Origin of the sequence: Caballeronia sp. LZ016 (genome assembly GCF_031450805.1) — a bacterium.
In the GTDB taxonomy this organism is placed as follows: Bacteria; Pseudomonadota; Gammaproteobacteria; order Burkholderiales; family Burkholderiaceae; genus Caballeronia.
In genome coordinates, this window is the sequence record NZ_JARTVY010000001.1 from 1,324,410 (window position 1) to 1,338,057 (window position 13,648).

The 13,648-nt window shown below is 65.3% G+C and carries 11 protein-coding genes; 7 read left to right on the plus strand and 4 right to left on the minus strand.

The window, feature by feature from the left end; translation table 11 throughout:
• The first annotated feature begins 4 nt into the window (after window positions 1–4).
• The 5 genes from araH (at window position 5) to pyrF (ending at window position 4,767) form a co-directional block, all read left to right on the plus strand.
• Window positions 5–1,012, plus strand: coding sequence for an L-arabinose ABC transporter permease AraH (gene araH / locus P9220_RS06360; protein ID WP_309764064.1), 1,008 nt, complete (start codon window positions 5–7; stop codon window positions 1,010–1,012).
• 12 nt (window positions 1,013–1,024) lie between these two features.
• Complete coding sequence (locus P9220_RS06365) at window positions 1,025–1,810, plus strand: SDR family oxidoreductase (RefSeq protein ID WP_309764065.1); 786 nt, start codon at window positions 1,025–1,027, stop codon at window positions 1,808–1,810.
• The gene (locus P9220_RS06370) at window positions 1,810–2,694 is read left to right on the plus strand and encodes an SMP-30/gluconolactonase/LRE family protein (RefSeq protein ID WP_309764066.1); all 885 of its coding nucleotides are present in this window, start codon (window positions 1,810–1,812) and stop codon (window positions 2,692–2,694) included. The genes P9220_RS06365 and P9220_RS06370 overlap by 1 nt, the downstream gene beginning before the upstream one ends.
• Window positions 2,695–2,775: 81 nt before the next feature.
• Window positions 2,776–3,885 carry an aldose 1-epimerase gene (locus tag P9220_RS06375; protein WP_309764067.1) on the plus strand — a complete coding sequence of 370 codons (1,110 nt, stop codon included), beginning with the start codon at window positions 2,776–2,778 and terminating at the stop codon, window positions 3,883–3,885.
• Window positions 3,886–3,951: 66 nt separating this feature from the next.
• Window positions 3,952–4,767, plus strand: a complete 816-nt coding sequence (gene pyrF, locus P9220_RS06380; protein WP_309764068.1) for an orotidine-5'-phosphate decarboxylase — start codon at window positions 3,952–3,954, stop codon at window positions 4,765–4,767.
• A gap of 10 nt (window positions 4,768–4,777) precedes the next feature.
• Here pyrF and P9220_RS06385 read toward each other — a convergent pair whose 3' ends face one another.
• From P9220_RS06385 to thiL, 4 genes are read right to left on the minus strand one after another with little or no spacing between them, the layout of a single operon-like run.
• Window positions 4,778–8,101: a DEAD/DEAH box helicase gene (locus tag P9220_RS06385; protein ID WP_309764069.1), complete on the minus strand. Its 3,324-nt coding sequence runs from the start codon at window positions 8,099–8,101 to the stop codon at window positions 4,778–4,780.
• 18 nt (window positions 8,102–8,119) lie between these two features.
• Window positions 8,120–8,620, minus strand: a complete 501-nt coding sequence (locus P9220_RS06390; protein ID WP_309764070.1) for a CinA family protein — start codon at window positions 8,618–8,620, stop codon at window positions 8,120–8,122.
• Window positions 8,621–8,663: 43 nt separating this feature from the next.
• The gene (locus P9220_RS06395) at window positions 8,664–9,197 is read right to left on the minus strand and encodes a phosphatidylglycerophosphatase A (protein ID WP_309764071.1); all 534 of its coding nucleotides are present in this window, start codon (window positions 9,195–9,197) and stop codon (window positions 8,664–8,666) included.
• Complete coding sequence (gene thiL / locus P9220_RS06400; RefSeq protein ID WP_309765403.1) at window positions 9,187–10,173, minus strand: thiamine-phosphate kinase; 987 nt, start codon at window positions 10,171–10,173, stop codon at window positions 9,187–9,189. The genes P9220_RS06395 and thiL overlap by 11 nt, the downstream gene beginning before the upstream one ends.
• A gap of 265 nt (window positions 10,174–10,438) precedes the next feature.
• On the opposite strand from thiL, the gene P9220_RS06405 reads away from it, so the two are divergent.
• Window positions 10,439–12,733, plus strand: coding sequence for an NADP-dependent malic enzyme (locus tag P9220_RS06405; RefSeq protein ID WP_309764072.1), 2,295 nt, complete (start codon window positions 10,439–10,441; stop codon window positions 12,731–12,733).
• Between the two features lie 412 nt (window positions 12,734–13,145).
• Window positions 13,146–13,643 (plus strand): ribonuclease, encoded by a 498-nt coding sequence (locus tag P9220_RS06410; protein ID WP_404980364.1) that lies wholly within the window; start codon window positions 13,146–13,148, stop codon window positions 13,641–13,643.
• The last annotated feature ends 5 nt before the right edge of the window (window positions 13,644–13,648 follow it).

Genomic DNA, 13,648 nt, shown 5'->3' on the forward strand with positions numbered 1-13,648 from the left:
ATAAATGGAAGCCAGAGAAAACATTGCGGTCGAAGCGGTAGCCAACGCGCTGATCCCGCAAAAGAACGACAAGCAGAAGTGGTGGCAGCAGGTCACGGAATACAGCCTCATCGTGATCTTCATCGTGATGTTCGCCACGATGTCGCTGACGGTCGATCATTTCTTCTCGATCGAGAACATGCTCGGCCTCGCGCTGTCGATCTCGCAGATCGGCATGGTCGCCTGCACGATGATGTTCTGCCTCGCCTCGCGCGACTTCGACCTGTCGGTGGGATCGACGATCGCGTTCGCCGGCGTGCTCTGCGCGATGGTGCTGAACGCGACGAACAACACGTTCATCGCGATCATCGCGGCGGTGGCGGCAGGTTCGGTGATCGGCTTCGTGAACGGCGCCGTGATCGCTTACCTGCGCATCAACGCGCTGATCACCACGCTCGCGACGATGGAAATCGTGCGCGGCCTCGGCTTCATCGTGTCGCACGGTCAGGCGGTGGGCGTGTCGTCGGATACGTTCATCGAACTCGGCGGCCTCTCGATGCTCGGCATTTCGCTGCCCATCTGGGTCACGCTCGCGTGCTTCGTCGTGTTCGGCGTCTTGCTGAACCAGACCGTGTACGGGCGCAATACGCTCGCCATCGGCGGCAATCCGGAAGCGTCGCGGCTCGCGGGCATCAACGTGGAACGCACGCGCGTGTGGATTTTCCTGATTCAGGGCGCGGTGACGGCGCTTGCCGGCGTTATCCTTGCTTCGCGCATCACGTCGGGGCAGCCGAACGCGGCTCAAGGCTTCGAACTCAACGTGATTTCGGCGTGCGTGCTCGGCGGCGTGTCGCTGCTCGGCGGGCGCGCGACGATCTCGGGCGTCGTGATCGGCGTGCTCATCATGGGCACCGTCGAGAACGTGATGAACCTGCTCAACATCGACGCGTTCTATCAGTACCTCGTGCGCGGCGCGATCCTGCTCGCCGCGGTGTTGCTCGACCAGTTGAAGAACCGCGGATCGCGGGATTAATCGGGGAGAGATATGGCAATCGACAGCAAACTCGCACGCTATCCGAGCCTTGCCGGCAAGACGGTGCTCATCACGGGCGGCGCGACCGGTATCGGCGCGGGCTTCGTTGAGCACTTCGTCGATCAGGGCGCGAAGGTCGCGTTCTTCGATATCGACACCGCCGCGGGCGAAGCGCTCGCGGACCAGCTTGGCGCATCGGCGGGCGCGGACCGCGTGCGTCCGATGTTCCTGCGCGTCGATCTCACCGACATCGACGCGTTGCGCCAGGGCATCGCCGATGTGCGCAGCGCGCTCGGACCGATCGGCGTGCTCGTCAACAATGCGGCCAACGATCAGCGCCACGCGATCGCGGACGTGACGCCCGAGTACTACGACGCGTGCATCGCGGTGAACATCCGCCATCAGTTCTTCGCGGCGCAGGCGGTCATCGAGGACATGAAGCAACTCGGCGGCGGCTCGATCATCAATCTCGGCTCCGTGAGCTGGATGCTGAAGAACAGCGGCATGCCGGTGTATCTGTCCGCGAAATCGGCGGTGCAGGGCCTGACACGCGGCCTCGCGCGCGATGTCGGCAAGTTCGGCATCCGCGTGAATACGCTCGTGCCGGGCTGGGTGCTCACCGAAAAGCAGAAGCGCCTCTGGTACGACGAGGCCGGCAAGATCGCGCTCAAGCAAGGGCAGTGCATCGACGGCGAACTGCTGCCGCATCACCTCGCGCGCGCGGCGCTCTTTCTCGCTTCCGACGACAGCAGCATGATGACGGCGCAAGACATGATCGTGGATGCGGGGTGGTCCTGATGAGTGGAATCGCTGCGCAACTGTTGATCGACAGCCGATGCACGCTCGGCGAAGGCGCGACGTGGTGCGCCGCGAGCGGGCGCTTCTGGTGGACCGACATCGAGGGCAAGCGCCTGCTGCGCCACGACCCGCGCGACGGCCAGACCGATTCGTTCGCGATGCCCGAGCGCCTTGCGTGCTTCGCGCTGTGCGCCGATCCGGGCGTGCTGTTGCTCGGTCTCGCGTCGCGGCTCGCGTTCTTCGAGATGGCGTCGGGGAGGATCGAGACGATCGTCGAAGTCGAAGCGCATCTGCCGACGCGCCTCAACGATGGCCGCTGCGATCGGCAAGGGCGTTTCGTGTTCGGCACCAAGCACGATGTCGATGACGCCGAGCCGATCGGCGGCTTTTATCGGCTGAACCTCGACTTGTCGCTGGAACGTCTGCCGCTCGGTGATTTCGCAATCAACAACAGCACCGCGTTCAGCCCCGACGGCGCGACGATGTACTACTGCGATACGCCGACGCGTCGGATTCGCGCGTGCGATTATCCGGGCTTCGGCAATCAGCGCGTGTTCGTCGAATTGACGGACGACACGGGCTTCCCCGACGGCTCGACGGTCGATGCCGACGGCGGTCTCTGGAACGCGCAATGGGCCGGCCGGCGCGTCGTGCGTTATGCGCCCGATGGCCGCGAGACGGCGCGCATCGCGGTGCCGAGCGCGCAGCCGAGTTGCGTTGCGTTCGGCGGGGCATCGCTCGATACGCTCTTCATCACGACCGCGCGCGCCGGCCTCGGCGAAGACGCGCTCAACGCCGATCCGCACGCGGGCGGCATTTTCACCGCGCAGCCCGGCGTGCGCGGCATCGCGGAACCGGTGTTCGCCGGCAAACGGAACGGATAAAACGAGGCGGCGCGCGATGACGCGCCGCCCGCTCTGGCCCCGGCGACGCCGGGTCGGTCGCCTCTCGATGGAGCACGAGTCATGACTGTTGCGCGCACGGAGCAAGGGCTGAAATCCGCATCGACGACATCCACCGCGCAGGCGAACGCACGCCGCTCGCGTCTCGCCGCCGCCGCCGAACCGCCGATCCGGCCCGGCCCCAGCACCGCCGTCGTGGCGATCGGCGGCGCGTGCGTCGAAGGCTGCATCACGCTGGCGAACGCGCACTTGCGGCTCGATGTCGCGCCGGCGCTCGGCGGCGGCATCACGCGCTTCGACTGGCGTCACGAAGGCGCGCTCGTGCCGATTTTCCGCCCGTGCGCGAATCCCGGTCCCGGCACCGATCCGAACGACCTCGCGTGCTATCCGCTGCTGCCGTATTCCAACCGCATCGGCAACGGCCACTTTCAGTTCGCGGGACGCGCGATCGACGTGCCGCGCAATCGCCCCGGCGAACCGCTGCCGCTGCATGGCGACGGCTGGCTCGGCGCGTGGCAAGTCGAGGAGGAAGCGGCCACGCGCGTGCGCCTCACGCTCGATCGCCGCGACGGCAGGCCGTATTCGTTTCACGCGGGACAGATCTACGCGCTCGAAGACGCGACGCTCGTCGTCACGCTCGACGTGCGCAATACCGGCAATGAAGCGCTGCCCTTCGGTCTCGGGCTGCATCCGTTCCTGATGCGCGAAGCGGATACCGAGCTTTCGGCCGCGGCGGGCGGCCTCTGGCTCTGCGGCGACGACTGGCTTCCCGTGCGTCATGTTCCCGCGCCGCCCGCGTGGCAGTTCGGCGTCGCCTATCCGATGCCATCGGAGATGGTCAACAACGCGTTCACCGGCTGGAGCGGACGCACGAGCGTGCTGTGGCCGAAGCGGCGCCTCTCGCTGACCATCGCTGCCGATACCGATTACTACGTGCTCTACGCACCGCCCGGCGAGGACTTCTTCTGCTTCGAGCCGGTCGATCACCCGATCAACGCGGTGAACTTGCCTGGCGGCGGCGAGGCCAACGGGATGACCGTGCTCGCGCCCGGCGAGCGGCTCGCGCGTGAGTTCCGGTTCACGGTCGAGCGCACCGGGGAAGCCGCGCGCCGTGCGAGGCCGCGCACCCGCGCAGGGACGAAAGCGCGAGGCCGCGCGGCGCCTGCCCGTTGAGTCGGTCCGGGACGCGACGCCCGCGCAAGATAAAATGCGTGGCACCGACGTTCACCGACTCTTCCCATGTCCTTCATTCAATCGCTCAACGCCGCGTGGTCGCGGACTCAATCGCTCCTGTGCGTCGGCCTCGATCCCGAGCCGTCGAAGTTTCCGGGCGCGCTCAACGGGCGTCCCGACGCGATCTTCGAGTTCTGCAAGAACATCGTCGACGCCACCGCGCCGTATGCGTCGTCGTTCAAGCCGCAGATCGCGTACTTCGCCGCGCATCGGGCGGAAGACCAGCTCGAAGCACTGATCGCGCATATCCATGAAAAGCACGCCGGCATTCCGGTGATCCTCGATGCGAAGCGCGGCGATATCGGCAGCACGGCGGAGCAGTATGCGCGTGAAGCGTTCGAGCGCTATTGCGCCGATGCGGTCACGGTGAATCCGTACATGGGCTTCGATTCCATCGAGCCGTATCTCGCGCATGAAGGCAAGGGCGTGATCGTGCTGTGCCGCACGTCGAACGCGGGCGGCTCGGACCTGCAATTCTTGACGACGGTCGATGGCCTGCCGCTGTATCAGGTCGTCGCGAAGCTCGCGGCGACGAAGTGGAACGACAACGGCCAGCTCGGGCTCGTCGTCGGGGCGACGTTTCCGAAGGAGATCGAAGCGGTGCGGGGCATCGTCGGCGACATGCCGTTGCTGATTCCGGGCATCGGCGCGCAGGGCGGGGACGTGGAAGCCACCGTGCGCGCCGGGCGCACCGCGAACGGCACGGGCATGCTCATCAACTCGTCGCGCGCAATCATCTACGCCGGCAAGGGCGACGACTACGCGAGCGCAGCGGCCGGGGCGGCGAAGAAGACGCGCGATACGATCAACGCATATCGGTGAGCATGCGCGCTCACGCGTCGGGTATCGGCGTGAAAAGCGCCTGAATGTCCTCTTCCGAGAAGCGGGCCACCGCGCCCGCATCTTCCGACAGGATGCCCGCCGCGAGCGCGGCTTTCTTGTCCTGCATCGCCAGAATCTTCTCTTCGATGCTGCCCGACGCCACCAGCTTGTAGACGAACACCGGCTTGTCCTGCCCGATGCGATGCGCGCGGTCCGTCGCCTGATTTTCGGCGGCCGGGTTCCACCACGGATCGTAGTGAATGACGGTATCGGCGGCGGTCAGGTTCAGGCCGACGCCGCCCGCCTTCAGGCTGATCAGGAAAACCGGCGCTTCGCCCGACTGGAACGCGCGCACGGGCGCGGCGCGGTCGGCGGTATCGCCCGTCAGCGTGACATAGGCGATGCCGGCTTCGTCGAGCGCCGCAGCGATGATCCCGAGCATGCCGGTGAACTGCGAGAAGACGAGCACGCGCCGGCCTTCCTCGATCAGCGCGGGCAGCATCTCCATCAACAGCGCGAGCTTCGCCGATTGCTTCACCTGCTTCGCGCTCGCGAGCTTGACGAGCGATGGATCGCAGCACACTTGCCGCAGCTTCAGCAGCGCGTCGAGCATCAGGATATGACTGCGCGCGAAACCCTGTTTCGCGATGGCCTCGCGCACTTTCTGCTGCATCGCCGAGCGCACGGTTTCATAGAGATCGCGTTGCGCGCCTTCGAGATCGACCGTTCGCACGATGGTCGTCTTGGCGGGCAGTTCGGTCGCCACTTCGTCCTTGCGACGGCGCAGCATGAACGGCCGCACGCGCCGCGCGAGCAGATCGCGGCGCGCCTGATCGTTCTGCTTTTCGATGGGCTTGCGCCAGCGGCTCGCGAAATCCTTTTGCGTGCCGAGGAAGCCGGGCAGCAGGAAGTCGAACTGCGACCATAGCTCGCCCAGGTGATTTTCGAGCGGCGTGCCGGTGAGACACAGCCGGTGACGCGCGTCGATCGTGCGGATGATCGACGCCGCCTTGCTCGATGCGTTCTTCACGTATTGCGCTTCGTCGAGAATCAGCACGTGATACGCGTTGAGCGCGAGGGCTTCGTGATCGCGCCACAGCAGCGGGTAAGTGGTGATGACGACATCGTGCTCCGCGATGCTCGCGAAACGCTGCTGTCGCTGCGGTCCTTGCAGATTCAGCAGCCTGAGCGTCGGCGCGAACCGGCGCGCCTCGTCTTGCCAGTTGTTGACGAGCGTCGTCGGAACCACGATCAGCGCCGGACGGTCGAGCCGGCCCGCCTCTTTCTCCACGAGGATGTGCGCGAGCGTCTGCACGGTCTTGCCGAGGCCCATGTCGTCGGCGAGGATGCCGGCGAGGTCGTGCTCCCGCAGGAATTGCATCCATTCGAGCCCTTCGCGCTGATAGTCGCGCAGACTGGCTTTCAGGCTCTTCGGCGCTTTGATCTTGCGCGGGCCGCGCGCGCCTTGCAGCCGTCGCGCGAGTTCGAGCACGGATGTGTCGCCGTGAAATTGCCAGCGCAGCGTTTCGTCGTGTCCGGTGAGGCGGCCGGCTTCGAGCGGCGGCAAGCGCAAGGGCTCGCTCACGTCGGGCGTGCGGCCGTCGAAGAGGTCGATCAACGTCTTCACGAGCGGCTTGAGCCGCGCCGCGCGCAGCCTGACGCGCCGGCCTTCGTCGGTGCGGAATTGAATCGGCTCGGCGTCGTCGATGGCGTCCATGCCGCCGTTCAGCCAGCGCGAGTCGCGCTGCAGCAGTTCAGCCAGCAGCGGTTCGAGACGGACGGGCCGCTGTTCCACCGTGATGCCGAGTTCCAGGTCGAACCAGCCGGCATCGCTGGCGCGCGCGACGGCATCGATGGCTTCCACTTCGATTGCATCGAAGCGCGAGTTGCGCGTGATAACCACGAGCCAGCCGGCGTCACGAAGCGCGGGAACGTGCGTATCGAGGAACGGCTGCCATCCGTCGCGATCGGCCATGATGAAGCCGCCTTCGTAACGCGAATCTTCGTGGCGTCCCGACGCGGTGGTGATCGGCTGCAGACCTGCATCGATCAGGCGACGGATGCAGTCTTGCTCCAGACCGGCGCGGCGCGCGACCTGGACGAGTTCGTCGTCGGCTGTGCGGACGAGCACTTCCGTCGCGTCGGATGGAATCACGATGCCGCCGTAATCGAAGCCGAGCGACGCCACGTCGATTTCGATGGCCGGCGCATTGAGCTTGCGCGGCGGCTCGAGCGTGAAGGTGTCGAGCGTGAGCACCGGCGCCGGCGTGACGTCGATGACGCGCAGTCCCGATCGTGCATCCGCAGGCGGCGCGGGAAACGCGGGCGCGAACTCGCTCAACGATGCGCGCACGACAGCGCTTTCGCGCGCGGTCAGCGGCGGCATGTCGAGATAATCGGAGAGCAGCGTTTCGGGGATGGGCGCGTCGATGGCGCCGGTTTCGTTCGCGAGGGCATCGATGTACCACAGCGGCTCGGTGCGCAGCAGGACGTCGGCATCGGGATCGAGCCCGAGCAGCGCCTGGACACGGTCGCCGTCGCGCGGCATCCATTCGATCGCGGCGCGGCGGCGCGCGCCTTCGGACAGGGGCGTGTCGAGTCTCAACGACCGCGTGTCGGCTTCGAAGTAAAGCCGGCCGGTCGCGAGCATCATCTTCCAGATGAGCGCGCCCTTGGGTCCGGTCAGTGAGTAATGTCCGGCCGAATAAGTGCGTTCGGTTCTGAGCGCGCGAAGGATCGCGTCATCGTCGGGCGTCACGAACTTCGGCGGGTTCTGCCAGGCCTGATAGTTCGGAGACCAGCTTTCGGTCGCGCGGATCGCGCCATCGACGCCCAGCCGCGCCTTGAACGTGACGAGTTCGATCACGCCAGGTTCGAGCGCCGCGGGCGCGAGCACATAAAGGATTCGATGCACCGCGCCGCTCGCGGGCTTGCGCGCGGTTTCCTGCACCACTTGCACGCGCTGGGCTTCTTCGACTTTCGCGCGAAAGGCCGACAGCCACTGTTCGACTTCCGGTCGCACGCCCTTTCTGGCTGCCCGCTCCCGATGTTCGATGGTCGCAAGCAGCGTGGCCGCGATGTGCTTGCACCCGTAGATGACAGGACAACTGCACGATCCATGCGGCTTGCCGCTGTGAAACACGATCTCGACGACGTAAGGAATCGATTCGGTGCCTTGCACGCGAGCCACGATGGCGCCGCCGCTCACGCGGATATGCGAGACCGCGCCGACATAGCCAAGCGCCTTGTCGAATGTGGCGCGGCCCATCCATTTGGCTATTTGTTCTTCAGTGCAGGCGGGCCAGCCGGCCGATTCGTGTCGCGTCTGATTCATGAACTCACTCTGCTCGGTTCATCGCTCGCGGCGTTGCAGAAACTCCAGCAAGCCTCTTAGCGCATGCGCGGCCGCCTGCGTGCGGACCTGTTCGCGATCGCCCTTGAAGTGCTGCGTTTCGAACGCCGTATGCAGCCGGTTGCTCCACGCGAAGCAGACAGTGCCGACCGGCTTTGCGTCGCTGCCGCCTGCGGGGCCCGCCACGCCGGTGATCGACACCGATACCTGCGCGCGGCTGTTGCGCAGCGCGCCTTCGGCCATCGCTTTCGCGACCGGCTCACTGACTGCGCCGTGCTGGTCGATCAGCGCGGCCGGCACGCCGATCATCTCCGTTTTCGCCAGGTTCGAATACGTGACGAAACCGCGCTCGAACCACGCGCTGCTGCCCGAAATATCCGTGATCGCCGCCGCGACCATGCCGCCCGTGCACGATTCGGCGGTGGCGAGCGTCAGCCGTTCGTCGCGCAGCTTGTTGCTGGCGCGGATCGCGAGTTGGTGAACGACGGTATCGGTTGGCATGGCGTGTCTCGCAGGCGAGGAAGGAGTTGGGAAGCCGGGAGCGTCAGGCGGTCATGCGCCACAGGGCGATCACGAGCAACGTGAAGAATGTCGCGACGATGTCATCGAACATGATGCCGAAGCCGCCTTTCAGACGGCGATCGAAATAGCGGATGGGCGGCGGCTTCACCATGTCGAAGAAGCGAAATACGATGAATGCCCACAACTGGCCGGTGAACGTGACGGGTGTGACGAAGAGCAGCACCAGCCAGAACGCGATGATCTCGTCCCACACCACCGCCGACGGATCCGCGACGCCCATCTTCTTCGCCGTGAAGCTGCAGAACCAGCATCCCGCGATGAAGCCCACGAGGATCAGCGCGCCCCATTCCGCGACCGTCAGATGCCGGTTGAACGCAACGAACGACGCCCATGCGAACAGCGTCCCGACGGTGCCCGGCGCGATGGGCGACAGCCCGCTGCCGAAGCCGAGCGAAAGGATGTGCACCGGATGATCGAGCATGAAGCGCGCGGTCGCCTTGCGCGGCGCCGGGCGCGGACGGTCGGACGCGTTCGCGAGAGTCGGGTCAGTCTGCATGAAAGTGGTCGAAGCCTTGCAACGTCAAAGAAAGCGGGGCGCCGGCGCTGTCGCGCCACGCGATTTCCGGCAGGCCGGAAGATTCGATTTTACCGATGCGGGTCAGCGGCACGCCCACGCGTTCGCCGATACGCGCGATTGCTTCGCGTGCGGCTGACGGCGCGGTGAAGCAAAGCTCGTAGTCGTCGCCGCCGGCGAGCGTGCATTGGCGGCGCGCGGTGTTCGGCATGGCGCGCACGGCGTCGGAACAGGGGACGGCGTCGGCATTCACGGTGGCGCGCACGTTCGAGCGCTTCATGATATGCATCAGGTCGCCGGCGAGGCCATCGGAGATATCGAGGGCCGCGTGCGCGACGCCGCCGAGCGCCATGCCGAGCGCAACCCGTGGTTCGGGGCGTTCGAGCGCGCGCTTCCATGCCGATGCCGCGCCTTCCGGCGCCTGCCATTCGCCGAGCATCGCGCCGAGGCCCGCGCGGGCGTCGCCGAGCGCGCCGGAAACGTAGATGTCGTCGCCCGGTTGTGCTGCGTCGCGGCGCAGCGCCGCGCGATGCGACACGTCGCCGAAAACCGTGATGCAGATGTTCAGCGGTCCGCTCGTCGTGTCGCCGCCGATCAGCGCGCAGCCGAACCGGTCGGCCAGCGCGAACATGCCGTCGCTGAACGCTTCGAGCCACGCTTCATCGGCGCGCGGCAACGCGAGCGCGAGCGTGAACGCGTGCGGCTTCGCGCCCATCGCGGCAAGGTCCGACAGATTGACGGCGAGCGCCTTGTGCCCGAGCGCTTGGGGGTCCACATCGGGGAAGAAGTGGCGGCCTTCGACCAGCATGTCCGTCGAAATCGCGAACTGGTGGCCGGCAGGCGGGGCGATGAGCGCGCAGTCGTCGCCGATACCGAGCGGGGCGTCGCCCTGACGTGACGCGGGCGCCTTCGCGCGGCGCGCGAAGAAACGATCGATCAAAGAAAACTCGGAGAGCATCGTCGGCGGATGAGTCATGTTTTGTGCGCTGCAATAACGGAACGGCGGGAACGTCAGCGCGGGAATACGGACAATCGGAATGCGCCGCCTTGTCTCGAAAAAACAGGGCGATGCGCTGCGAGCCTTGTCACGCCGGGCGATCAGACGTTTCGCGGTCACGGCACTTATAGCCGAAATGCGCGGACTGTCCTCCCGAAACCGTAAGGGTTTGGCGCTACAATGCGTTCGAATCTCTATTCTAATTCCCGCACTTTCAGCTCGCCTTATGACGACTCCCGCCAATACGAAGTTGCGCGAAGCCGCGCTCGATTATCACGAGTTCCCGACCCCCGGGAAGATCGCGATCGCCCCGACGAAGCAGATGATCAACCAGCGCGATCTCGCGCTCGCGTATTCGCCGGGCGTTGCGTTCGCATGCGAGGAGATCGTCGCGGACCCGCTGAACGCCGCGCGCTTCACCGCGCGCAGCAACCTCGTCGGCGTGGTGACCAACGGCACGGCGGTGCTCGGGCTCGGCAATATCGGGCCGCTGGCGTCGAAGCCGGTCATGGAAGGCAAGGCGGTGCTGTTCAAGAAGTTCGCCGGCATCGACGTCTTCGATATCGAACTGAACGAAACCGATCCCCACAAGCTCGTCGACGTGATCGCCGCGCTGGAACCGACTTTCGGCGGCATCAATCTGGAAGACATCAAGGCGCCGGATTGCTTTATCGTCGAACGCGAAGCGCGCAAGCGCATGAAGATTCCGGTCTTTCACGACGACCAGCACGGCACGGCCATCGTCGTCGCGGCGGCGGTCACCAACGGGCTGAAGGTGGTCGGCAAGAACATCGGCGAAGTGAAGCTCGTCGCGTCCGGCGCGGGCGCGGCGGCGCTCGCGTGTCTCGATCTGCTCGTCGACCTCGGCATGAAGCTCGAGAACATCTTCGTGACGGACCTGGCCGGCGTGGTCTACAAGGGCCGCGTCGAACTGATGGACCCGGACAAGGAGCGCTTCGCCCGCGAAACGAGCGCGCGCACGCTCGCTGAAGTCATCGAAGGCGCGGACGTGTTCCTCGGCTTGTCGGCGGGCGGCGTGCTGAAGCAGGACATGGTGAAGGGCATGGCCGCGAAGCCGCTGATTCTCGCGCTCGCCAATCCGACGCCGGAAATCCTGCCGGAACTCGCGCTCGAAGTGCGCCCCGACGCGGTGCTCGCAACCGGCCGCACGGACTATCCGAATCAGGTCAACAACGTCCTGTGCTTCCCGTTCATCTTCCGCGGCGCGCTCGATGCAGGCGCGACCACCATCACCAAGGAGATGGAGATCGCGGCGGTGAACGCGATCGCCGAACTGGCGCGCCAGGAACAGAGCGATATCGTCGCAACGGCCTATGGCATTCAGGATTTGTCGTTCGGTCCGGAATATCTGATTCCGAAGCCGTTCGATCCGCGTCTCATCGTGAAGATCGCGCCGGCGGTGGCGAAGGCCGCGATGGAATCCGGCGTGGCGACGCGTCCGATCGAGGACATGGACGCCTACGAACAGCATTTGCAGCAGTTTGTGTATCACAGCGGCACGACGATGAAGCCCGTGTTCCAGCTCGCGCGCAGCGTGGAGCCGGAGAAAAAGCGCATCGTGTTCGCGGAAGGCGAAGAGGAGCGCGTGCTGCGCGCGGTGCAGATCGCCGTCGACGAAAAGATCGCCAGACCGATTCTCATCGGCCGTCCGGCGGTTATCGCGCAGCGCATCACGAAGTTCGGCCTGCGCCTTACGCCGGGCGTGGACTTTACCGTCGTCGATACGGATCACGACGAGCGCTACCGCGATTTCTGGCAGACCTATTACTCGATGATGGCGCGCAAGGGCATCAGCCAGCAGATGGCGAAGCTCGAAATGCGCCGCCGCACGACGCTGATCGGCTCCATGCTCGTCAAGAAGGGCGAAGCGGACGGCATGATCTGCGGCACGGTGAGCACCACGCATCGTCATCTGCACTTCATCGATCAGGTGATCGGCAAGAAGGACGGCTGCAACGTGTACGCGGCGATGAACGCGCTCGTGCTGCCGGGCCGCCAGATTTTTATCGTGGATACGCACGTCAACGTCGACCCGACGCCCGAACAGCTTGCTGAAATCACGATTCTCGCGGCAGAGGAAGTCAAGCGCTTCGGCATCGTGCCGAAGATCGCGCTGCTGTCGCATTCGAACTTCGGCACCAGCAACGCGCCGACCGCGCAGAAGATGCGCGACGTGCTGGCCATCCTGAAAGAGCGCGCGCCCGACCTCGACGTGGACGGTGAGATGCACGGCGACGTCGCGCTCGACGCCCGCTTGCGCCGCGAAGTGCTGCCCGAATCGACGCTCGAAGGCGACGCGAACCTGCTGATCCTGCCCAACATCGATGCAGCGAACATCTCGTACAACCTGCTCAAGACAGCGGCCGGCAACAACATCGCGATCGGGCCGATCCTCCTCGGCGCGGCGAAGCCGGTGCACGTGCTGACGGCGTCGGCGACGGTGCGACGGATCGTCAACATGACAGCCCTACTGGTGGCGGACACGACGGCGACGCGTTAAGCGCCTGGCTCGGGCATCACGCAAGCAACGCGGCAGGAGTTATCCTGCCGCGTTTTTCTTTGGGCGAAAAAAAAGCGTGCCGGTGCGGGCACGCTTGGGGCAGAAGCAAGGGGTTGCCGCCCAAATGCAGAGCAATCGCGATGAGGCTCACCGCGCGAAACTGGCGACAGGTGAGGCAACCCGTCCAGAGGTTTCAATCCCTACGGCGATTATTTTTAACTTGTTTGGTTGAAAACACACTCGGACGAAGGCTAAAAATCCCTGCCTTTTCTCCGGCTTCCAAGCGTGCCGGCGTCGAAGTTGAGAAAAAATTTCCGAAATTCGGCGGAACGTTGCTTCGCCCTGTCATTAGCGATACCCTTATATCTTTCATGGTCGTCGAATTTCGGGTCAACGCGGGGATAATCGTTTCGTGAAGCGTGCATCGGCGTTCGTTTGTATCGTCGCTCTCGGCATCGTTCTGAGCGGTTGCGGCAAGGACGAATCGCACGGCGACGCGGCTTCGAGGCCAACGCCCGCGCCAACGTTCGCGGAGCCGTCGAGCCAAGGGCAGCCGCCAGGTGCGGCAAGCGCCTCTTCGAACGGCGAGCGGCCCGCTGTCACCGAGGCGCGCGGCGATGGTCTCGGAACCATCAGCGTCGCGCAGTTGCCGAGGCAGGCGGTGCAGACGTTGCGGCTGATCGAAGCGGGCGGCCCGTTTCCTTACGAGAAGGACGGCGTCGTGTTCGGCAATCGCGAGCGTCTGCTGCCGCGGCATCCACGCGGCTACTACCACGAATACACAGTCCCCACGCCGCGCGCGCGGGATCGCGGTGCGCGCCGGATCGTATGCGGTGGACCGAAGCGGCAGACAGACGATTGCTACTACTCGGACGACCACTACGCCAGTTTTAAACGCATTGCGGGATAACTAGG

What these genes read in the sequence shown, in the direction of transcription:
- P9220_RS06385 (WP_309764069.1), bottom strand. Translation starts at nt 8,101, where the DNA reads ATGAATCAGACGCGACACGAATCGGCCGGCTGGCCCGCCTGCACTGAA.
- araH (WP_309764064.1), top strand. Translation starts at nt 5, where the DNA reads ATGGAAGCCAGAGAAAACATTGCGGTCGAAGCGGTAGCCAACGCGCTG.
- thiL (WP_309765403.1), bottom strand. Translation starts at nt 10,173, where the DNA reads ATGCTCTCCGAGTTTTCTTTGATCGATCGTTTCTTCGCGCGCCGCGCG.
- P9220_RS06405 (WP_309764072.1), top strand. Translation starts at nt 10,439, where the DNA reads ATGACGACTCCCGCCAATACGAAGTTGCGCGAAGCCGCGCTCGATTAT.
- P9220_RS06395 (WP_309764071.1), bottom strand. Translation starts at nt 9,197, where the DNA reads ATGCAGACTGACCCGACTCTCGCGAACGCGTCCGACCGTCCGCGCCCG.
- P9220_RS06370 (WP_309764066.1), top strand. Translation starts at nt 1,810, where the DNA reads ATGAGTGGAATCGCTGCGCAACTGTTGATCGACAGCCGATGCACGCTC.
- pyrF (WP_309764068.1), top strand. Translation starts at nt 3,952, where the DNA reads ATGTCCTTCATTCAATCGCTCAACGCCGCGTGGTCGCGGACTCAATCG.
- P9220_RS06375 (WP_309764067.1), top strand. Translation starts at nt 2,776, where the DNA reads ATGACTGTTGCGCGCACGGAGCAAGGGCTGAAATCCGCATCGACGACA.
- P9220_RS06365 (WP_309764065.1), top strand. Translation starts at nt 1,025, where the DNA reads ATGGCAATCGACAGCAAACTCGCACGCTATCCGAGCCTTGCCGGCAAG.
- P9220_RS06390 (WP_309764070.1), bottom strand. Translation starts at nt 8,620, where the DNA reads ATGCCAACCGATACCGTCGTTCACCAACTCGCGATCCGCGCCAGCAAC.